Raw genomic sequence first — 20,222 nt, forward strand, 5'->3', positions numbered from 1 at the left:
AAGGCGCACGTCATGCGCGTATTCGTCACGGGAGCGTCCGGACACGTCGGCTCCGCCGTCGTTCCCGAACTCCTTCAAGTGGGACACCAGGTCGTCGGCCTGGCCCGCTCCGACAGGGCCGCCACCGCGTTGACGGCCGCCGGAGCCGAGGTGCACCGCGGCGACCTCGACGATCTCGACGGCCTCGCCGCAGCCGCCGCCGCGGCCGACGGCGTCATCCACCTGGCCTTCAAGCACGACGCGATGTTCGCCGGTGACTTCGACAGCGCGGTCGTGGCGGATCTGCGCGCCATCGATACGCTCGGAAGCGCGCTCGCCGGCACCGGCAAGCCTCTGGTGGCCACGTCGGGAACCATGCTCCTCGCCTCCGCGGGGCTGGACCACGTCGCCACCGAAGCCGACGCGCTCGACGCAGGGCCACGGATCGACGCCGAGAACGCGGTGGTCGCACTCGCACAGCGCGGCATCCGCTCGTCCGTCGTCCGGCTCGCTCCGACCGTCCACAGCACGCTCGACCGCAACGGCTTCATCCCGACCCTGATCTCCATCGCCCGGTCCAAGGGCGTCGCCGCCTACGTCGGCGACGGGGCCAACCGCTGGCCCGCCGTGCACACCCTTGACGCGGCACGCCTGTACCGGCAGGCGCTGGAGTCCGCGCCGGCGGGCTCCCGGCTGCACGCCGCCGACGACGAGGGCGTCGCATTTCGGGAGATCGCCGAGGTCATCGGCCATGGGCTGAACCTGCCCGTGGTCAGCATCCCGTCGACGCAGGCCGACGCCCACTTCGGCTTCCTCAGCGGTCATGCCACGGCCGACAACCCGTCCTCAAGCGCGCTGACCCGGGATCTCCTGGGATGGAAGCCCGTCCAGCCCGGCCTCCTCGACGACCTCCGCCAAGGCCACTACTTCGACGTCCCGGCGACGCCCGCAAGCTGAGCCTGCTCCCTCTCCGTCCCACCCGGCCCCGTGCCACGTTCAGGCCCTGCTCGGCTGTTCGCCCAGCCACCTGGGCCTTCTCGAAGGCCTGGTGTGCGGCGACCGCCTCGCCGCACCGACGGTCTGATCACCCTCCCGGGTCTCGACGCAGACCCCACCCCAGGAAGAGCAGAACCATGCCCCGCTCCCGTCTCGCGATCGACAGCGAACTCGCCGCAGCACTCCAGGCCATGCCGATCGGTCCGAACGGCGTCTTCGACCTGACCGACATCCCCGCCACCCGCGAGGCCGTCCGCGCGCTTGCCGAAACCATCGCCGCCACCATCCCCGACGAGCCCACCGTCGCCGCCGACGAGATCCACGTGCCGCGCGCCGACGCTGCCCATGTCCCCATCCTCCTGCTGCGTCCGCAGAACGCGCCCGGACCGCTGCCGGTCATCGTCTGGTTCCACGGCGGAGGGCAGGTGCTCGGCTACGCCGCCCAGGACGCACCCTGGCTCAAGCCGCTGGCTGCGGCACTCGGCTGCGCCGTCGCCGCCGTCGACTACCGCCTGGCCCCGGAAACCCCCGCGCCCGGCGCCGCCGAGGACGGATACGCCGCCTATCGGTGGATCGGCGACAACGCTGCCGATCTCGGCCTCGACCCCACCCGCATCGGCCTGGCCGGCCAGAGCGGCGGCGGAGGCATCGCCGCCGCCACCGCCCTTCTGATACGTGACCGCGGCGCCGTGACCCCCCTGTTCCAGATGCTGCAGTACCCGATGCTCGACGACCGCAACACGACCGACTCGAGCCAGGGGATCACCGACATCGGCATCTGGGACCGCGCGACCAACCTCCTGGCCTGGCAGGCGATCCTCGGCGACCGCGCCGGCGCCCAGGACGTCACGCCCTACGCCGCCGCCTCCCGGGCGACCGACCTCGCCGGCCTGCCCCCGACCTTCATCGGCGTCGGTGAACTCGACGTCTTCCGCGACGAGAACCTCGACTACGCCGCGCGCCTGCGCGCCCACGGCGTCCCCGTCGAGCTGCACCTCTACCCCGGCGCATACCATGCCTTCGACCTGTTCGCCCCGCAGTCCCAGCTCGCGGAGAGCTTTCGCCACAGCTGGAACAGTTTCCTCGCCCGGCACCTCACGAAGACCCCGGCAGCAACCGCGACTGCCGCGTGACCCGCAGGCCTGACGGCGTGCCGCCGGTCCGCAATCACCACCGGCGCCTGCGCGGCGGCCGCGGCACCGACAGCGACGCCAAGAACGTCGCCTACCGGCAGAACTGCAACTTCCTGTGGAACAACGACAAGGACACCATCTACCTGTACAAGCCCGGTGGCTCCCGCGCCGACGTCCACTCCTATACGAAGAAGACCGACGACCGCGACGGCTACATCACCTACCACGGCTGACCACCCGTCGCCCCGGACGAGGAGCCGGCCACCGGGATGTGACCGGCGGCCGGCCCCCGCGCATGCCAGGCAGCCCCAGCGGATCGAAGGAAAGAGGAAGCCGTGACGGCCCAGGACGCGGTGCTCGACCACCGCGGCTGGCAGCGGCTCATCGCCGCACGCGACGCCTACACACTCGCGGTCAGCCCGCACTACGACGAGGTCCTCCACCAGGTTGCCCACCGCGCCCGCACGGAAGGAAGCCTCGGGAAAGCCGACATCGGGGCGCTGCTGCTGTGGAAGCGCCTGCGCGCCGACACCCCTTGGGCCGGTGCGCTCATGGCCGTTGCGGACGCCGACGTACGCAAGGCGACCGGAGCCGCCACGCTCGCCGTGCGCGACACCTCCCTCAGCCGCAGCCAGGCAGCCCGGGCCGGCCGAGCCGCCCTGAGCGAGCTGCCCGGTTTCACCTCCGGCGATGCCTTGGCCTCCGCCGTCCTGACCGCCGCCGCGCCCGACCGCATGGCCGTCTACGACCGCCGCGCCCACACCGCCCTGCACTCCCTCGGCATCAGACTCACCCACTCCCGAGGCCGCTACAGCCGCTACCTCGAGATCATCGACCACCTCCTGGCCCACGCCCCCGAACCAGCCCGTGCCTGGACCGCGCGGGACATGGACACCGCCCTCTACCACCTGCCCCTCACCCCGCCCGCCCCGACCGGCGCGTAGAACGCGGCGCACAGGAGTGCCGGCCACACCTCGGGAGCCAGTCGATTCAGCTCCCAGGGTTTGCCCGACAGTCTGCGACCAGAGCGAGGGGCATGCGGCGCAGAGCGAGTGCCGGGCCGGGCCGGGCGATGGGGCCAACGGCCTGTTAAACGACTCGTTCGTACGTCACGGTCTGGTCCGGACAGTCGGCCGTCACGTCGTGGAGGGCCGCGACTTCCGTCTCATCGGCCGTGAAACTCCAGGAGAGCTTGAGGCCGCGGTGGCCGTCGGTTGGGCTACGGGATCGGCGGATACGTGGGAAGGGCCGCGATCGGCGGTTGGGGTGAGGTCTGATCACCCGCGGACATCAAGGAAGAGATCGTGGGACTCCTCCGTCTCGCCGCCCGGGGAGACCCGGCTTCTGGCCCACCGGTGCCGTGATGATCACCGCCATCACGGGAGGGATCGGCATCTGGCGAAGCCGTAGCGCCAAGAAGGGAAGGGGCGGGTCGGGGACATAGCGAGTCTTCTGCCGGCGGTAGATTGCAGCCCCACGACAGCGGCGTGCCGAGGCCGGCTTCAAGCGCGAGATCGGTCGGGCACCGCTATGTCTGTGGCAAGCTCGGGCCGCATGGATTGCACTTTCTGTCGGCTCATCCAAGAAGACGCTGCGCGGTGGGTGGCTCATGCTTCCCAGGCGTGCGCATTCTCCCCCTTGGACCCTTTGGCGCCCGGCCACACACTGGTGGTTCCCACACGGCACTACGCGGATGTCTTCGACACTCCGCACGACGTCCTCTCCGCGACCATGGCACTGGTGAAGCGCGTGGCCGGGGCGATGAGGACCGCCTTGGACGCCTCGGGCGTGAACATTTTGAACGCCAGCGGTCCGGGCTCGGAACAGTCGGTGCCGCACCTTCACTTCCATGTCGTCCCGCGGTGGGTGGACGACGGGATCTCGACCTGGCCGTCCGGACGGTCCGAGCACCGGACGGAGGGTGACCCCGGTGCGAGGCTTGCCGAACTGCTGGCAAGAGGGCGGCAGCAGGAAAGTTGAGCGAGATCCGGAAGCTGCGGACGAAGCCACCGCTGCCTGACGGCAGGCAAGAGCTCTGGTGTGCATCGCAGGCGTGACTACCCGATAGGCGACGGCAGCCGCGACCTGGCCGTGGTTGGTCATGGTGTCCGCGAGGGGCGGGGCCCGGCCCGCGGTGTACTGCACACGCCGGACTGCAACTGATCACTTCAAAATGAGTTCACCTCAGGGGCTTGGCAGTTGAGGTGTTCGGGCGGCAGAGTGCTGCACGCGTCGGATGATCTTGTGCCTGATGACCTGTGGGAGCGGACGGCTCCGCTGTTGCCGCCATGTCCGCCGCGACGGCATCGCCATCCCGGTCGGTTGCCGGCCGATGACCGTGCCGCATTGCGCGGCATCGTGTACGTACTGTGCAAGAGCGTGAGCTGGCGGGACGTGCCCACGGAGCAGACCGGCCGCAGCGGGATCACCGCCTGGCGCCGCCTGCGGGACTGGACCGAAGCGGGCGTGTGGCCGCGTCTGCACGAGGTCCTGCTCGCCGAGCCGGGGGCGGCGGTAGTTGGTGAAAGTGCGCAGGCCGGTGGAGGCCCAGACGTGGATGGTCTGGCCGTTGTAGCCCCAGTCGGTGCCGTTGGAGGTCGGTGGCCGGCACGACGAACGTGCCGTCCCTCTTGCGCATGATGAACGGGTCGCGCAGGCCGCCGGCCCCTTCGGTGGGGGTGACGGCGGGGTTGTTCTGTTCAAGGGCGTCCAGTTCAGGGAGTCCGTGCTGACGGCCAGGTGCAGGCCGTAGTCGGTGCCGACGCCGTTCGGTGACTCGGTGAAGTAGCCCATCACGTAGGCGGAGTCGACGGCGTGGGCGGAGTGGGCGCCCAGGGTCAGCCCGGTGGCGAGGGCCAGGGAGGTGGCCGCGCCGGCACCGAGGACGAGTCTGTGTGAGGGCAGGGCAGGGAAGGCTTGGCGTGGCTCATCGGCTCTCCGGACTCGTGCGGGGGCGGACGGGAGCGGGCGGGCAAGCGCGGACGCGGAGCGGCTCAGGACTCCCCCGTGTTCGGTATACGGAACCAGGTTCGGGAGACCGGTCAGACCGTAAGCCCGTGCCACGGACGCGTCAATGGCTTCGGCGCACGGAGCTCACGCCCGCATCGCCGGTGCCGCTTGCCGACGTCGCCCGCATTGACGGCCCGTCACTCCCCCCTTTATGGTCTCGTCACTTCCACGAACAACGTTCGATATGACGAACAGACGGTCTCCATCCGCCCCTGGTGTCCCCCGGCAGACCGCCGGCAGTGAACCGTCCGCAAGACGGCTTCCGGTACACCACCCATGCGCTCGGCTTCCCTCCCCCGCACGAGGAGGCTTTCATGCGTGTCCGCACACCGCCCGGCGGCCCCGCGGTTCGCCGGTCGACCACCAGCCGGCCCGCCACGGTGTCCCGCGCCCCGACGCGTGGAGCGCTGTTCACGGAGGGCATTCGCATGCCGCATACGGAGGACCGAACCCTGGTCGGTCAGGGCACCGTCAGCGGCGCCGCCCGGCAGGAGCGGCGGTTCGCTGACGCGGGCGGTGACCGGTACTGCGTCGAGAGCCGGCACGGCGGCACGCAACTGACCGTGCGGGCGCGTCCATGGCCGACGGCGCGGCGCTCAGCGCACCCGCGGCACCGGTGCGGCCTCCTGGAGGTCGCGGACCTGGACTGCCCCTCGGGCCGCCACGGCGGCGGGGCCGCCTCGACGCGGTCGTCCCCACCGCTGCCGTGCCGCCTCCTCCTCGTCCCGGAGCCGCCTTCATGGAGGCGTCCGCGCGCCCTCGTCGCGGAACACGACTCACGGGCGACCCGGCCGCCACGACCGCGCTGACGCCGCACCGCTCACTCCCCTGACGGCCACGCCCGCGCAGGCGGCTCCCCGCCCGCCACCAGGTCCGATCGCGCTACGGGACGACCTCGCTCACCTTCGCGGGCGGCCTGCAGCCGCCCGGGCCGCCACCTACGCCACCGCCACCTCTGGCCGGACATGAACCAGGCCGGTGAACCGCACGCCCCGACCGGCCCTTCCTCTCTCGCCCGAGCCGCCGAGTCTCCCAGAAGGGTGCCCGCATGTCCTCTTCCTCCGTCAGCAGACGCCGTCTCCTCCAGCTCGCCGGGGCGACCGCCGCCGCGAGCGCCGTCGGTCCGCTGGCCGGCACGTCCCCCGCCCGAGCGGCGGCCTCCCCGGCCCGTGCCGACATCGGAGCCCTGGCCTTCCCCTTCGACCTCGGTCAGGTCAGGCTGACCGCGAGCAGGTGGCTGGACAACCAGAACCGGACCCAGAGCTACCTGCGGTTCGTCGACGTCGACCGGCTGCTGTACAACTTCCGCGCCAACCACGGGCTGTCCACGAAGGGCGCCGCCGCCACCGGGGGCTGGGAGGCGCCCGACTTCCCCTTCCGCAGCCACGTCCAGGGCCACTTCCTCACCGCCTGGGCGCAGCTGTACGCCGTGACCGGGGACACCGTCTGCCGCGACAAGGCCCTGTACATGGTCGCGGAGCTGGCCAAGTGCCAGGCCAACAACCGCGCTGCCGGCTTCACCTCCGGCTATCTGTCCGGGTACCCGGAGTCCGACTTCACGGCGCTGGAGGCCCGCACGCTGAGCAACGGCAATGTGCCGTACTACACCGTCCACAAGACCATGGCCGGTCTGCTGGACGTATGGCGGCACCTCGGCAGCATCCAAGCCCGGGACGTGCTGCTCGCGCTGGCCGGCTGGGTCGACACGCGCACCGGCCGGCTGACCCCCGCGCAGATGCAGGCCATGCTGGGCACCGAGTTCGGCGGCATGAACGCCGTACTGGCCGACCTCTGCCAGCAGACCGGGGACACGCGCTGGCTCACCGTCGCCCAGCGCTTCGACCACACCGCGGTCTTCGACCCGTTGGCCGCGAACCAGGACCGCCTGGCCGGGCTGCACGCCAACACACAGGTGCCGAAGTGGATCGGCGCCGTACGCGAGTACAAGGCCACGGGCACCGCCCGGTACCGGGACATCGCCACCAACGCCTGGACCATGTGCGTCGGCGCACACACCTACGCCATCGGCGGCAACAGCCAGGCCGAACACTTCCGCGCCCCGAACGCCATCGCCGGGTACCTGATGAACGACACGTGCGAGAGCTGCAACACCGTCAACATGCTCCGTCTGACGCGGGAGCTGTTCGCGCTGACGCCGGACCGGGCCGCGCTGTTCGACTACTACGAGCAGGCATGGCTGAACCACATGATCGGCCAGCAGAACCCGGCCGACCCGCACGGCCACGTCACCTACTTCACCCCGCTGAGGCCCGGAGGCCGGCGCGGTGTCGGCCCGGCGTGGGGCGGCGGCACCTGGAGCACCGACTACACCACCTTCTGGTGCTGCCAGGGCACCGGTCTGGAGATGCACACCCGGCTGGCGGACTCCGTCTACTTCCACTCCGACACCACCCTGACCGTCAACCTGTTCGTGCCCTCCGTCCTCACCTGGACCCAGCGCGGCATCACCGTCACCCAGACGACCACGTACCCGGCGGGCGACACCACGACCCTGCGCGTCACCGGCAACGCCGGCGGGACGTGGGCGATGCGCATCCGCGTCCCCGGCTGGACCACCGGAGCCGTCATCAGTGTCAACGGCGTCGCGCAGGACATCGCGACGACCGCCGGCAGCTACGCGACCCTGAACCGCGCCTGGACCTCGGGCGACACCGTCACCGTCCGCCTGCCCATGCGGACCGTCGTACGGCCGGCCAACGACAACCCGAACATCTCCGCCGTCACCTACGGCCCGGTCGTCCTGTCCGGGAACTACGGGAACGCGGCCCTCACCTCGCTCCCCTCCCTCGACACCACGTCGATCCGGCGGACCGGGTCCACCTCGCTCGCCTTCACCGCCACCGCGAACGGCACCACCGTGAACCTGGGTCCGTTCCACGACGCGCACGGACACAACTACACCGTCTACTGGAACACCGGCGGCCTCATCTCCGTCCGCCTCGCCAACGCGGCCAGCGGCCTGGTGCTGGGCGTCCAGGACATGTCCACCGCCGACGGCGGCCGTGCCCTGCAGTGGCCCGACTCGGGGACCGCCGACCACGACTGGGAGATGATCCCCGACGGCGACGCCTACCGCTTCCGCAACGTCCACAGCGGCAAGGTGCTCGGCGTGCTCAACATGTCCACGGCCGACGGCGCCGCCGTCCTGCAGTGGGCGGACAACGGCACCGCCGACCATCGCTGGGCCCTGCTCGACCAGGGCGACGGCACCTACAAGATCCGCAACGCGCACAGTGGGAAGCTCCTCGCCATCGCCGGCGGCTCCACCGCGGTCGGTGCCTTCGCCGTCCAGGACGCCGACGACGGCACGGTCGACAACCGGTGGCGCATCGTGCGCTGACCGACGGCCGCCTCCCGTGCCCCGTCCCGAGCGGGTGGCGGTGGAGCCTTCGCGGAAGAGCGTTCCGGAAGCCGGCACCGCAGGCGTCGGGGGAGGCGACGGCCGCCGGTCCGTGGCCGGCCGCCGTGCGTGCGGCCGGCACGGGCCGTCAGTGGCGGGCGTGTGGTGGCCTGGGCGTTGAGCAGGTTCCAACGGGCTTGGGTTCTTCCCTCCTGTTCGAGAAGCGAGAGTGAGATGTTCGGCCGCGCCGCGTCGATCTGCCGTTCGACTGCCGTCTGCTTGGCCCACTGGGCCCATGCCTTGTCCTGGTCCACAGGCCCGGTGAAGGTGGCGGTCGCGACCCGCTGAGGGTCGACCTGCCGGACGTACTGCTGTTCCGGTCCTGGGCGGGGGCCGTCCGGTGGTCAGCCGGAGGGCTCCCACGGGGTCGGTGCTTCCGGCTGCTCCTGCGAAGGGGACGCGACGGGGCACGCGTGGTCCGACTGCGTCATCGCCCATCCGTCCCCGAACACATGGAGGCTGCTGGGCGCGGCAAAACGGCGCGCGGTGTCGCCGTCGGCTTCCGCGTCGGCGCGGGGGACGGCGGTGAGGACCGGCGAAGCCGCGTGGTTCACCGTGCACGTCAGCTGGAGCATGGCCCGACGGCTCAGCGGAGCCGTCTCACCGGGGAGTTTGACGAAGAGGATGCCGCTGTCGATCGCCGCCCGCGGCGCGTCCGTCAGGCGGGGCAGCTCCGTGGTGGCCATCGCGGCCTCGTTCGCGGCCGGCCCCTCGAACAGCAGGCGTACGACGGCCTCGAGGTCCCCGGCGTCGTCGATCCGGCGGGGATAGGGCATCAACTCCCCGTCGCGCAGGAAGAAGAGGGAGATGGTGGCGGGCGTCGAGGGTGGTGTCGCACTGGGAGAGAACATGCCGCTCGCCGGCGCACCGGTCTCGATGACACCGGACGGGGGGACTCCGCACGCCGTGAGCGCGACCGCGGCCAAGGCCGTGAGCCCGGACAGCAGCGCTGCAGTCCGCGAGCCCCTCACCGGGTGCCCCCGTCGGCCTCGGTGTCGGTGTCGTCGCGGTGCAGCGGGAGTTCGACCGTGAACACCGCGCCGCCCCGGGGCAGGTTCGCCGCCCGGATGCGCCCCCCGTGCAGGCGCACGTTCTCCGCCGTGATGGCCAGACCCAGCCCACTGCTCTCGCTCCTGGCCCGTGAGGTGCTCGCCTTGTAGAACCGCTCGAAGATGTGCGGCATGGCCTCCTCGGCGATCCCCGGTCCGTTGTCGGTCACCTCGATGACGGCCCACGCCGTGCCCGCCCCGTCCACCCGTACCCCCATGGTCAGCCGCACGGGCGGCTCTCCGTGCCGCAGCGCGTTGCCGATCAGATTGGCCGTCACCACGTCGAGTCTGCGCGGATCGACGCGCGCGCGGAGCTCGCCCGGTCCGGGCAGCCGGGTCTCCACCTGCCCCTGCCGCCACCGGGAGGCGACGGTGCGCCGTACGGACTCGGCCAGGTCGATCTCGTCCCGGTTGAGTTCGGCCGCCCCCGCGTCGAAACGGGAGATCTCCATCAGGTCGTTCACCAATCCGCTCAGCCGGTTCGTCCCCTCGCTGATGAGCCGCAGCGCCTCACCGGTCTCCCCTTCTCCCTCCAGGTCCAGCACGTCGGTGACCGCCGACATCGCCGCCAGCGGCGTGCGCAGCTCGTGGGAGACGTCCGCCACGAAGCGGCGCCCTTGGGCCTCCAGGCGGCGCAGCTCCCGTACGGTCCGCTCCAGTTCGGCCGCCGTCTCGTTGAAGGACTGGGAGAGATCGGCCAGTTCGTCGGAGCCGGTGACGTCCAGCCGGACGTCGAGATGCCCCGCGGCCATCTGGCGCGTCGCCCGGCGCAGCGCCCGTACGGGACGCAGTACGCCGCTCGCGGCGAGCAGCGCCAGGACGACGGCGAGGCACAGGGCCACCAGGGTGGCCCGCTCGATGCCGTGGACCATGGCCTCGACGTACCCCTCTTCGGTGGTCTGCGGGACCTCCAGGTACATCACGAGCCCGGAGAGCCTGGTCTCCAGGCCCTCCCCCCAGGTGTACGTGACGGGCATGCCCACGACGAGACGAGGACGCCCGCCGACGTTCATCCGCTGGAACACCGCGACACGTCGGTCCCGGACGGACCGGAGCATTTCGGGGCTCAGCTCGACGAAACCGGCGCTCGGCGCGTAGGCGCGGTGGCCACCGTACGTGGCCATGATCCGCCAGCCCGACGAACGGTTCGCGTACAGCACCTGGTCCACCGCGGACTGGAGGTCCTCCTGGTTCGGGGCAATGGGGATGTTGGGCGCGACGGCGTCGACGCTCGTACGGAACTGGTTGATGACGGAGTCCTGGCTCTGCTGGAGCACCCCCGTGCGCGCCTCGCGGAAGGCGAGGGCCCCGGTGCCCAGGGAGCTGGCCATGGCCACCAGGACGAAGGACGTCAGCAGGCGGGGGCGCAGACCGCGCAGGGGGAGGGGGATGCGTGCCAGGGCCGCCCGGAGGAACCGCCGGGGGCCGGCACCCGGTACGGCGGCGGGGGGCTCTTCAGCCGTGGGGACCTCGGGTGCGGTCCCCCGCTCCCCGGCGGTCTTCCGTGTCCGCGCGGACGTCCGGTCGCTCATGAGGTGCCGAAGCGGTAACCGAATCCGCGTACGGTCTGCACGTAACGGGGATTCCTGCCTTCGCCGAGCTTGTTGCGCAGTCGCTTCACACAGGCGTCCACGAGCCGTATGTCGCCGTGGTAGCTGTGTTCCCAGACCGCTTCCAGCAGCTGCTGGCGGCTGAACACCTGGCCGGGCGAGGCCGACAGGGTCAGCAGCAGCCGCAGTTCGGAGGGGGCGAGGGTGACGGGTTCGCCGCGGTGCGTCACCACGAGCCCGGCGCGGTCGACGACCAGCTCGCCGTGCGTCTCCGCCCGGGGACGGGTGCCGTCCGGCAGTGACGCGTCCTGTCTGCGCAGTACGGCCCGTATCCGTGCGTCGAGCACCCGGGCCTGCACGGGCTTCACCACGTAGTCGTCCGCACCGGTCTCCAGTCCCACGACCACGTCGACGTCGTCTCCCCGAGCCGTCACCATGATGATCGGCACCTGGTCGCGGTCCCTGATCCGGCGGCACACGTCCAGGCCGGACATGCCGGGCAGCATGAGATCGAGCACGACGACGTCCGGCCGGAAGGGGAGGAGCTGTTCCAGCCCTTCCTCCCCCGTTTCCACGGCGAAGACCTCATGCCCCTGATGCCGCAGACCCAGTTGGACGGCTCTGCGGACATCTAGGTCGTCTTCGACGATCAGGACCCGTGGCATTCCGGCAGTGTAAGCAGACCGGACGAGATGACCGTCCCGAGGAAGACCCCTCTCCGACCGCCGTTACACAACGATCACACGGGCCGGGGAACGCGGGCGCCGTTATCTTTCCGTGACAGCGCCGGCTCATGGTGATCATCTGGAATCACCAGATTGAGCTGCCATGTATTCGGTACGAGAGCGGCAGTCCGCACCCGCCACCGGCAGCACCGCGGCCGGTCACCGCGCCGGCCGCCGACGCCGGTCCGCCCATCGCCGGGGACGGCCGCGCCGCCGGGGTCGGAGCCTGCTGATCGGCCTGCTGGTGGCCGCCGGCCTGCTGAGTTCGGTGGCGTACCTCCTGGGAGGCGGGCGGGGCGACGCGTCGAGCGGTGCGCCGCAACCACGGAGCACGCACGTCACCCCCACTCCCGCACCGTCTCCCTCCGCCTCCCCTTCCTCCTCCTCTCCCTCTCCCTCCGCGAGCCGGACCGAGATCGACGTCCCCCCGACGGGCAGCGGTACGTTCGTCACCGCGCAGGCCAGTGGGGAGAGGGTGGGCAGCGGTTCCCGCCCGGTGCGCTACGTCGTGGAGGTCGAGACCGGCCTCGGCATCTCGCCGTCCCAGGCGGCGAACGAGATCGCCGAGATACTCGCCGCCCCGCGGGGCTGGACCCACGACCCGGACAACGCGTTCCAGCTGGTGGGCGCGGGATCGCCGCACGACATCGCGGTAAAGATCGCGACACCGGCGACGGCGGACGCCCTGTGCTGGGCGGGCATCCAGCAGGACACCGGGGGCGAGTACAACTGCGAGGTTCCCGGAGGGGTGGTGGTGAACCTCAAGCGCTGGGTCAAGGGCTCGCCCAACTTCGACGGGCCGATCCATGACTACCGGGCGCTGATCATCAACCACGAGGTGGGGCACTTCCTCGGTCACTCGCACGTGACCTGCGGGGGCGCCGGGCGACTGGCCCCCGTGATGATGCAGCAGATCAAGGGACTGCACGGCTGCGTCGCCAACGCCTGGCCCTACGAGGAGAACGGTGACTTCGTCACCGGGCCGCCCGTATGACCGGCGCCGGTCCCGAGGCCGGCCGCCACGGCGGGCGGCCGTCACGGCGCTGTCACGTTGGCTGTCCGGGTGGGATGGTCTTCGGGTTGGTCATGGTGGAGGGGGACCGCCCGTGGACAGTGCGCCGTCGTCCAGGGGGCGGAACGGAACCGCGCCGCACTGTATGGACCCACGATCGCCGGCGCCCACGACAACCACGCGGGTCTCGCACCGGGCAAGATGAACGACATGACCAACGGGGGGAACACACGCTTCACGCTGCCACGGGGTGCGACAGGCTTCTTCATGCCGAAGGACGGTCCGCTTCCGGATACCGATGTGCGGGCGTTCCGAACCGCTCTGTATGCCGCTGCCCGAGTAATCGAAGGCCGGGTGGGCGAGTTCGAGGGCCAGGAGTACCCCCTGACCTTCCACACTGCGTCGGTCGTCGACCGCACTGGCGAGAGCGTCATTCTGTGTCACGCCCACCACCCCTGGATCGCCTTCGCCCGCGAACGCCGGAATTGGTACAGAGAGGAGTTCCTCCCCCCTCCGCCGTGGGCCTCCACCTTCGCTGAAGCGGGCTTCGTGGTCCTGAGCGACGAACAACTCACCATCCCCCTCTCCGATGTGGACACTTCCGTTCTCGCACAGGACGAATGGCGCCGGGTTCGCTCCTACGGCATCACCACGTTGGGCGGAGTGCTCTTCAACGCATGGGCCTGATGATCCCCGACAAGGCCCGCAAGCTCGTCCTGGACATACCCGGCCAGCCAGGAGGACGGTGCCTCCCGACCAGGCGACACCACTTTTCGATCATGATCGACAAGGGGCACAAGTCGTACCGGACCCGGAGACCGGGAACCCCATTGCGGGGCCACGAGAACGGTAACGGGGGCGAACACACAGGTCCGAGCCCCGTGGACCGGGGCAAGCCGGGTTCCAAGATGCACGTCCTGTCGGACGCGAACGGATTGCCCCTCCTCGTCGGCGTCTTGGCCGGCAAGACCCACGACAGCGAAGGACTGAAGCCGGTGGTGGAGGCTCACCAAACGGGACACGACCCCCACCGCGGCCGGTACTTCAAACCCAAGCGCCTGCACGCGGACAAGGCATGACCGTGCTGACCTGCGTAGATGACTCCGGTGGAAGCGCATCGGCGTGCGCATCGCACGCAACGGCATTGAGTCCAGCGAACGATTACTGAGGTTTTCGGGTTGTTGTCGGGTGGTGACGGTTCATGATCCCCGCGGTATGCCGATGAGGTGAGGTATCCAGAGGGCGGGGGTCTGACCCCTGAGCGTCGGGCGTTTCCTGAGGGGATCCGGCTTCAGGCCGGTCAGAGGTTCGCGGCGGGCGGGAAGACATCACGGCACTGGTGTCGGACGGCGCGTTCTTCCTGACCTTCGAGGACGGCACAGTGGTATCGGCACCGGTGCCCTGACCCCGGCAGGTCGTACCGGGGGCGCTGGGCAACTGTCCGGCTAACCACGCCTACGACGTCCGAAGCCGATGGCAGGCGGCGCTGTACGGGGCACACGCGCATGCCGGTCACGGTGTGCCGGGCACCAGTCCGACCCGGTAGGCGAGGACGACGGCCTGGACGCGGTCGCGCAGGCCGAGTTTCGCCAGGATGCGCGACACGTAGGTCTTGACGGTCTCGGGCGTGATGAACATCGACGCGGCGATCTCCGCGTTCGACAGCCCTTCGGCGATCAGTTGGAGCACTTCCAGCTCGCGGGGGGTCAGCGCACGCACGACGTCCTGTCTGGCCGGCCGGGAGGTGTCGGCCGGTCGCAGATGCTGGGCGAAGTGGCCGATGAGGTGGCGGGTGACGGCGGGCGCCAGCAGGGCCTCGCCCCGGGCGACGGTCCGGATACCGTTGACCAGCTCCGCCGGGGGCGCGTCCTTGAGGAGGAACCCGCTCGCTCCGGCGCGCAACGCGTCGTAGACGTAGGCGTCGACGTTGAACGTGGTGACGACCAGTATCCTCGGCGCGTCTTCGGTATCGGGACCGGCCAGTTGTCGCGTCGCCTGGATGCCGTCGAGCAGGGGCATCCGGATGTCCATCACGACCACGTCGGGGCGCAGCCGCCGCGCGGTCTGGACCGCCTCGTGGCCGTTCTCGGCCTCCCCGACGACCTGCATGTCGGGCTGCGCGGAGAAGATGGTGACGTAGCCGGTCCGCACCAGTGCCTGGTCGTCGCAGACGAGCACACGGATCGGTGACGGCGTATCGCTCACGAGGTCACTCCTGAAGGGGCTTGGACGGAATCGTGGCACGGACCTCGAACCCGCCTCCGGGCCGGGGACCGGCGTCCAGTTCACCATTGAGCATCCGCACCCGTGCACGCAGCCCGGCCAGCCCCCGTCCGCCCGCGGACCCGGGCTTCCGCTCGATCAGTGCGGCGGCGGGTCCGTCGGTGGTCACCACGATCTCGATGTGCTCGTCGCCGTGCCGGAGCAGGATCCGTGTCGGCTTCCCGGCCGCGTACTTCAAGGCGTTGGTGAGCGCCTCCTGTACCACCCGGTACGCGGCCAGCTCCACGTCCACGCTCTGCGGCCGCCGTTCACCCTGCTCGCCGAACTCGACCGGCTGACCCGACCTGCGGGCCTGCTCGACCAGGTCCCCCACCCGCCCCAGGGCGGGTGCCCGGCCCGCACCCGCCGGGTCCGCGGACGCCGCCTCGCCGGTCGCCTCCAGGGCACCGAGCAGGTACCGCAGTTCCGTCAGCGCCCGACGGCCGGTGTCGCTCACGGCCGTCAGTCCCTCGCCGGCGCGTTCCGGCGCGGACGTGAGCAGGAACTGCGCCGCGTCGGCTTGGACCACCATGGCCGTCACGTGGTGGGTGACCACGTCGTGCAGTTCGCGGGCGATCCGCGCCCGCTCGGCGGCCGTGGCCACCTCGGCGGCCAGCCGCCGCCGCTTCTCCTCTTCCGTCCGCCGCGTGCGCACCGTGCTCCCCACCAGCCAGGCCGCGGCCAGAGCCAGCCAGAACGCGAGGTAGTCCGGTAGCGAATTCGGTGAGCCGAGACGGTTCAGGACGACAGCCAGCACGGCGTAACCCGCACTCGCCACGACGACCAGGCCGTGGCGGAAGCGGACCTGGTGGGCCCCGGCGGAGTACAGGGCCAGATACAGCCCCATGCTCGCGAACGTTGTCGCGAAGCCCAGCGCCTGGTGCACGGCGAACGCGCCCGCGATGACGGCCAGACAGGCCGTGGGCCACTTGCGGCGGACCGCCAGCGGCACGGTCTGGGCCAGGACCAGCCCGACGCTCGGCACGTTCGCCGGCCGCTCGGGCAGATCGCCGATCTGCGCACCGATCTGGGACAGGGTCGGCACGAAGGCCAGCAGGGTGAGCGTCAGGGCGAGGACGCCGTCCTTGAGGAGAGCATCCCGCTTCTGCCAACGGTCGAGCGGCGCCCGGAACAGCGGGATGTTCCAGGTCGCCTGACGGGACATCACTTCGGTTTCCTCCAGTCGGCCTGTCTCAACGGGGCGCGCGTCAGCGGGATCTGGTGCCACCGTTCCGGTGGGCGCGGACGAGCATCGGAACGGCGATGGCCACGCCCATGAGGACGGGCATGATCGATGCCTCCAGACCGAAGCTGCCACCGGTCAGAAGGGCGGAGCCATGGACGTCGACGGTGAACAGGCCCTCGGGGGCGTGTCCGGAGACCGGGATGCCGAGCAGCTGCTCCGTGGTGTTCCAGGCGAAGTGCAGCCCCACGACGAACCAGATGTTACGCCGCCACAAGAACGCGGCTCCGAGCAGGACGCCCGCCTCCAGAGCGATCGCCACTCCGCTCCACGCGCTCGCTCCCGGGGCGCCCAGGTGGGCGACACCGAAGAACAGCGATGTGATCACGATGGCGGCCCGGCTACCCCACAGCTGCTCAAGGGCCTGCAGGGCAAGACCGCGGAACAACAACTCCTCGGTGACCGCAGCGCCGATCTGCACCACGACCGCGGTCCAGAGGACCGACAGGAAGCCGCCGCCCGCCCAGGTGAACGAGTAGCCTCCGAACGCCGTGATCAGGAGGGCGGAGACAAGGATGAAGCCCAGGCCGATCCCGCCGCCCAGCAGCACCTCCCGGCCGGCCCCCAACCGGGCGATCTCCGGCGCGGAGCGTCGTGCCACACGGCGCATGACGTAGCAGTACACGGCCACCGCGGCAACCGCGCCCAGCACCGGCACGGGGCCGGGTCCGGTCGCCGTCAGTCCCGAGACCAGGCCGACGCCGACCATTCCCGCCAGCATCCAGCCGAGCGGAAACCGCACGATCCGACCGAAGCGGCCGCCGCCCCCGTCGCGGTCCCTGCCCGGTCCGGAACCTGCACTGTGTCGTACGGCGGACGTCGTGCCCATGGTGACCTCCCCGGTAGTGGGTCACCCCTGCGGCGACCTGACGACCACGCTAGGAATCCGCAGACGTCCGCGAATCACCCGTTCATGGACAGCTCCTGTAGCTCTCACGGGGGATGCGCGACCCACCCGCACCCGTTACGCCACGGGGCGCGACCGCAGCACGAACGGGACTGGAAGCCGTAAGAGGACCAGGAACCGTGACGACCCGGTCGAGCAGGAGAAAGCGGTGAAGTTCACCGCTCTGCTCACGAACGCAGTGATCTGCCACAACTCCCCTGGACATCGCGGAGATTGTCCGGCAGCTGCTGGAAGAGGGCTGGGAGGCCGGCCCCAAGGACCTGGCCCACGTCTCCCCGTACCCGACCGGGCACATCAACCGGTTCGGCGGGTGTTCGCCGCACGAACCCGGCATCCGGCCCGAGGCGTACGACCCGGAACTCGACGTCGATTTCGCCCCGTTACGCGAGCAGAACCCGGCCGCCGTCGGCTTCAGTCGGGCCACCTGACCCGGCCACGACCCGGTCGGCATCGGTGCCCGTTCGCCATGCTCCGTTAAGCTTTTATCCGGTCCAAAGTTGTCCAAAATTACTGTGCACGCGACTGCGGATGCCATTTCCACCCTGGCTGTGCCACTTCCTGACCGGGTTCCCGCTGTCAGTTCGTTTCGACGTCAGCGGATCGTTCCGCGGCCCGGGCTCGATACCGTCCCGGTGTGGTGCCGAACTCCCGTTGGAAGGCGTGTGAGAGCGCGTATGGACTGCCGTAGCCGACTCGGCCGGCGATGGTGGCCAGGGTGTCCGGGGTGTCGCGGAGCAGGGTGGCGGCGCGGATCACGCGCCACCAGGTGAGGTACGCCATCGGAGGACGGCCGACCAGGGTGGTGAACCGGCGGGCCAGGGTGGGACGGGAGACGCCCGCTTCCGCCGCCAGACGGTCATTGCTCCACGGTGCGGCCGGGTTCGCATGCAGTGCCCGCAGGGCGGCGGCCACCACCGGGTCGCACAGTACGCGGGGCCAGGTTCCGCTGGGGGCTTCGGTCATCCAGGCGCGGATGATGTAGACGAGGAGGAGGTCGAGCAGGCTCGGGAGCGCCACGCAGGAGCCGGGTCGGATCTCATCCAGCTCACCGGCGAGCAGATCGATGGCAGCACGGAGTTCGAGGTGGCTGCCCACTCGGCTGGGAAGGTGGACGACTTCAGGCAGTTCTGCCATGAGCGGGTGCATGCGGCTGCAGTCGAGCCAGTACTTGCCGCAGAGCACCTCTGTTCCGTGGCTGTCGGATTGGGTCCGCGGCGCTGTTTCCACAAGCCATTGTTCGAACGGCACCGCCTTCTTCTTCGCGACCGCCACATCGACTGGGAAATCGGCGATGACATGGCCTGTTCCATGGGGCAGCAGCACCGCGTCACCCACGCCGAGAGATAGCGGGGCGCTGTTGTCGGTCAGTAGCCAGCAGTGGCCTTTGAGGACGACGTAGAAGCCCGCACCGTCGTACGGGTCCAGTCGCGCGCACCAGCTCCCGCTTGTCCGCAGCCGGTGGAACCAGGGGTGCCCGAGGTGCACGGCGGAGATCGCATCGCTCACCACATCCATCCGTCCAGGATATGCACCGTATGAGGGATGAGACGCATGCGTATTTTTTCGAGCTGGATGCCTATCGAGACGGTCGTTCGGCCTTTCTTAAGGTCGGTCACATGATGAACGAGAACGAGAGTGTGCAGAGCATGGTGCTGGGAGACGTCGAGGTCATCCGGGTCGTCGAGTGGCACCGGCCGTTCCTGCCCGCCTCCGGCATGTTCCCGGGAGCTGCCGCCGATGCGTGGAAGGACAACGAGGACTGGCTGGCACCGGACCACTGGGAGCCGGACGGCGACTTGGCGGTGCTTGCTTTGCAGAGCTGGGTGCTGCGCAGCGCGGGCCGGACCGTCCTGGTCGACACCGGAGCGGGCAACGGGCGCGAGCGACCGGGCATGGGACCGTTCCACCACGCCCAGAGTGATTTCCTCGACCTCCTGGCGAGGGCCGGTGTCCGCCCGCAGGATGTCGATGTCGTCGTCAACACCCACCTCCACGTCGACCACGTCGGCTGGAACACCGTCGACGCGGACGGGCAGTGGGTGCCGACGTTCCCCGACGCCCAGTACCTCATTCCGGCCGCCGACGACTTCCACTACGGTCCGGACAACGCGTACGGAAACGGCGCGCAGCAGGTCGACCGCCTGATCTACGAGGACAGCATCGCGCCCATCCACCAGACCGGACAGGCCGTGCTGTGGGACGGCCTCCACCGCATCGACGAACACCTCACCCTGGAGTCCGCGCCCGGCCACACCCCCGGCTCATCCGTGCTGCGACTCGCCTCCGGCAGCGACCGGGCAGTCTTCGTCGGAGATCTGCTGCACAGCCCGGTGCAGATCCTGCACCCCTGCTGCAACAGCAGCGCCTGCCTGGCTCCGGAACAAGCGGTGGCCAGCCGCCGTCGGATTCTCGGACGGGCGGCCGACGAACGGGAGTTGCTCATTCCCGCGCACTTCGGCGGCGCAGGAGCCCTGGAAGTACGACGGGACAGTGACAGGTTCGCCCTCGGCCCATGGGCAACGGCCTGACCGAACGGAGGGTGAGGTCACCACCGCCGGGACGGCCGACGCCGCTTCCGCGTCCGCCGCCCCGCTGGACGACGGCCCGCACGTTTCGGGCGGCCGGGGCCTGACCGGGCTGCGGGAACGGGTGGAGATGCTGGAGGCGAGTTCGCGGCGGGACCCCCCTGTCCCCCACCGTCACCCGCACCCTGATCGGCCGCTTCGCCGAACACGTACGCCTCCTCCGCCGCCCCCGCGCCCCGAGCCCGAGCACCTCAAGGTTCTCGCCCCCCGCGAGCATGAGGCCCTCCTCCTCATCGGCGAGGGCCTGTCGAACGCCGGGACCGCCCAGCGAACTGGTCATCAGCCAGGAGAACGAGAAGACCTACGTCTCCCGCATTCTCACCACCATGGGTCTCCGCGACCGCGTCCAAG

At 70.3% G+C, this 20,222-nt stretch carries 15 protein-coding genes and 4 pseudogenes; 11 read left to right on the top strand and 8 right to left on the bottom strand.

Annotated features, from left to right (window positions below):
* Window positions 1-12 precede the first annotated feature (12 nt).
* From ACZ4V6_RS29295 to ACZ4V6_RS29320, 6 genes and pseudogenes are all read left to right on the top strand, one after another.
* The gene (locus ACZ4V6_RS29295) at window positions 13-936 is read left to right on the top strand and encodes an SDR family oxidoreductase (RefSeq protein ID WP_467833339.1); all 924 of its coding nucleotides are present in this window, start codon (window positions 13-15) and stop codon (window positions 934-936) included.
* A 176-nt stretch (window positions 937-1,112) separates the two neighbouring features.
* A complete protein-coding gene (locus ACZ4V6_RS29300) occupies window positions 1,113-2,108 on the top strand; it encodes an alpha/beta hydrolase (RefSeq protein WP_467833341.1) in 996 nt (331 codons plus the stop codon).
* Between the two features lie 47 nt (window positions 2,109-2,155).
* A pseudogene (locus ACZ4V6_RS29305) lies at window positions 2,156-2,341 on the top strand (lamin tail domain-containing protein); the annotation flags it as partial.
* A 102-nt stretch (window positions 2,342-2,443) separates the two neighbouring features.
* Window positions 2,444-3,052, top strand: a complete 609-nt coding sequence (locus ACZ4V6_RS29310) for a hypothetical protein (protein WP_467833342.1) — start codon at window positions 2,444-2,446, stop codon at window positions 3,050-3,052.
* 610 nt (window positions 3,053-3,662) lie between these two features.
* Window positions 3,663-4,088, top strand: coding sequence for an HIT family protein (locus ACZ4V6_RS29315; RefSeq protein ID WP_467833343.1), 426 nt, complete (start codon window positions 3,663-3,665; stop codon window positions 4,086-4,088).
* A 243-nt stretch (window positions 4,089-4,331) separates the two neighbouring features.
* Window positions 4,332-4,622 (top strand): annotated as a pseudogene (locus ACZ4V6_RS29320) (transposase); the annotation flags it as partial.
* Here the strand turns inward: ACZ4V6_RS29320 and ACZ4V6_RS29325 are convergent.
* Window positions 4,572-5,012: pseudogene (locus ACZ4V6_RS29325) on the bottom strand (alpha-L-arabinofuranosidase); the annotation flags it as partial. The pseudogenes ACZ4V6_RS29320 and ACZ4V6_RS29325 sit on opposite strands and share 51 nt — an antisense overlap.
* Before the next feature lie 1,153 nt (window positions 5,013-6,165).
* Here ACZ4V6_RS29325 and ACZ4V6_RS29330 point away from each other — a divergent pair.
* Window positions 6,166-8,478 carry a beta-L-arabinofuranosidase domain-containing protein gene (locus tag ACZ4V6_RS29330; protein ID WP_467833345.1) on the top strand — a complete coding sequence of 771 codons (2,313 nt, stop codon included), beginning with the start codon at window positions 6,166-6,168 and terminating at the stop codon, window positions 8,476-8,478.
* A 404-nt stretch (window positions 8,479-8,882) separates the two neighbouring features.
* Here ACZ4V6_RS29330 and ACZ4V6_RS29335 read toward each other — a convergent pair whose 3' ends face one another.
* The 3 genes from ACZ4V6_RS29335 to ACZ4V6_RS29345 form a co-directional block, all read right to left on the bottom strand.
* A complete protein-coding gene (locus ACZ4V6_RS29335) occupies window positions 8,883-9,389 on the bottom strand; it encodes a hypothetical protein (RefSeq protein WP_467833347.1) in 507 nt (168 codons plus the stop codon).
* Between the two features lie 116 nt (window positions 9,390-9,505).
* The gene (locus ACZ4V6_RS29340; RefSeq protein ID WP_467833349.1) at window positions 9,506-11,119 is read right to left on the bottom strand and encodes an ATP-binding protein; all 1,614 of its coding nucleotides are present in this window, start codon (window positions 11,117-11,119) and stop codon (window positions 9,506-9,508) included.
* Window positions 11,116-11,802 (bottom strand): response regulator transcription factor, encoded by a 687-nt coding sequence (locus ACZ4V6_RS29345; protein ID WP_081235485.1) that lies wholly within the window; start codon window positions 11,800-11,802, stop codon window positions 11,116-11,118. Before ACZ4V6_RS29345 ends, ACZ4V6_RS29340 begins: the two co-directional genes overlap by 4 nt.
* Window positions 11,803-11,965: 163 nt before the next feature.
* Between ACZ4V6_RS29345 and ACZ4V6_RS29350 the strand changes: the two genes are divergently transcribed.
* The 3 genes and pseudogenes from ACZ4V6_RS29350 to ACZ4V6_RS29360 all read left to right on the top strand — a co-directional run.
* Window positions 11,966-12,856: a DUF3152 domain-containing protein gene (locus ACZ4V6_RS29350; protein WP_467833351.1), complete on the top strand. Its 891-nt coding sequence runs from the start codon at window positions 11,966-11,968 to the stop codon at window positions 12,854-12,856.
* A 228-nt stretch (window positions 12,857-13,084) separates the two neighbouring features.
* Entirely contained in the window at window positions 13,085-13,561 is a 477-nt protein-coding gene (locus ACZ4V6_RS29355) for a hypothetical protein (protein ID WP_467833352.1), read from the top strand.
* 167 nt (window positions 13,562-13,728) lie between these two features.
* Window positions 13,729-14,044 (top strand): annotated as a pseudogene (locus tag ACZ4V6_RS29360) (transposase); the annotation flags it as partial.
* Window positions 14,045-14,386: 342 nt separating this feature from the next.
* Here ACZ4V6_RS29360 and ACZ4V6_RS29365 read toward each other — a convergent pair.
* From ACZ4V6_RS29365 to ACZ4V6_RS29380, 4 genes are all read right to left on the bottom strand, one after another.
* Window positions 14,387-15,079: a response regulator gene (locus ACZ4V6_RS29365; RefSeq protein ID WP_467833354.1), complete on the bottom strand. Its 693-nt coding sequence runs from the start codon at window positions 15,077-15,079 to the stop codon at window positions 14,387-14,389.
* Between the two features lie 4 nt (window positions 15,080-15,083).
* Window positions 15,084-16,301 (bottom strand): sensor histidine kinase, encoded by a 1,218-nt coding sequence (locus ACZ4V6_RS29370; RefSeq protein ID WP_467833356.1) that lies wholly within the window; start codon window positions 16,299-16,301, stop codon window positions 15,084-15,086.
* Window positions 16,302-16,344: 43 nt separating this feature from the next.
* Window positions 16,345-17,121: a lysostaphin resistance A-like protein gene (locus ACZ4V6_RS29375; protein WP_467833357.1), complete on the bottom strand. Its 777-nt coding sequence runs from the start codon at window positions 17,119-17,121 to the stop codon at window positions 16,345-16,347.
* Window positions 17,122-17,862: 741 nt separating this feature from the next.
* Entirely contained in the window at window positions 17,863-18,801 is a 939-nt protein-coding gene (locus tag ACZ4V6_RS29380; protein ID WP_467833359.1) for a cupin domain-containing protein, read from the bottom strand.
* Between the two features lie 101 nt (window positions 18,802-18,902).
* Here ACZ4V6_RS29380 and ACZ4V6_RS29385 point away from each other — a divergent pair, with 101 nt between their 5' ends.
* Window positions 18,903-19,814, top strand: a complete 912-nt coding sequence (locus ACZ4V6_RS29385) for an MBL fold metallo-hydrolase (protein ID WP_467833403.1) — start codon at window positions 18,903-18,905, stop codon at window positions 19,812-19,814.
* The last annotated feature ends 408 nt before the right edge of the window (window positions 19,815-20,222 follow it).

The sequence above is a fragment of the Streptomyces sp. NPDC029152 genome, assembly GCF_055564355.1.

What these genes read in the sequence shown, in the direction of transcription:
- ACZ4V6_RS29340 (WP_467833349.1), bottom strand. Translation starts at nt 11,119, where the DNA reads ATGAGCGACCGGACGTCCGCGCGGACACGGAAGACCGCCGGGGAGCGG.
- ACZ4V6_RS29385 (WP_467833403.1), top strand. Translation starts at nt 18,903, where the DNA reads ATGATGAACGAGAACGAGAGTGTGCAGAGCATGGTGCTGGGAGACGTC.
- ACZ4V6_RS29330 (WP_467833345.1), top strand. Translation starts at nt 6,166, where the DNA reads ATGTCCTCTTCCTCCGTCAGCAGACGCCGTCTCCTCCAGCTCGCCGGG.
- ACZ4V6_RS29315 (WP_467833343.1), top strand. Translation starts at nt 3,663, where the DNA reads ATGGATTGCACTTTCTGTCGGCTCATCCAAGAAGACGCTGCGCGGTGG.
- ACZ4V6_RS29345 (WP_081235485.1), bottom strand. Translation starts at nt 11,802, where the DNA reads ATGCCACGGGTCCTGATCGTCGAAGACGACCTAGATGTCCGCAGAGCC.
- ACZ4V6_RS29295 (WP_467833339.1), top strand. Translation starts at nt 13, where the DNA reads ATGCGCGTATTCGTCACGGGAGCGTCCGGACACGTCGGCTCCGCCGTC.
- ACZ4V6_RS29350 (WP_467833351.1), top strand. Translation starts at nt 11,966, where the DNA reads ATGTATTCGGTACGAGAGCGGCAGTCCGCACCCGCCACCGGCAGCACC.
- ACZ4V6_RS29355 (WP_467833352.1), top strand. Translation starts at nt 13,085, where the DNA reads ATGACCAACGGGGGGAACACACGCTTCACGCTGCCACGGGGTGCGACA.
- ACZ4V6_RS29335 (WP_467833347.1), bottom strand. Translation starts at nt 9,389, where the DNA reads ATGTTCTCTCCCAGTGCGACACCACCCTCGACGCCCGCCACCATCTCC.
- ACZ4V6_RS29380 (WP_467833359.1), bottom strand. Translation starts at nt 18,801, where the DNA reads ATGGATGTGGTGAGCGATGCGATCTCCGCCGTGCACCTCGGGCACCCC.
- ACZ4V6_RS29300 (WP_467833341.1), top strand. Translation starts at nt 1,113, where the DNA reads ATGCCCCGCTCCCGTCTCGCGATCGACAGCGAACTCGCCGCAGCACTC.
- ACZ4V6_RS29370 (WP_467833356.1), bottom strand. Translation starts at nt 16,301, where the DNA reads ATGTCCCGTCAGGCGACCTGGAACATCCCGCTGTTCCGGGCGCCGCTC.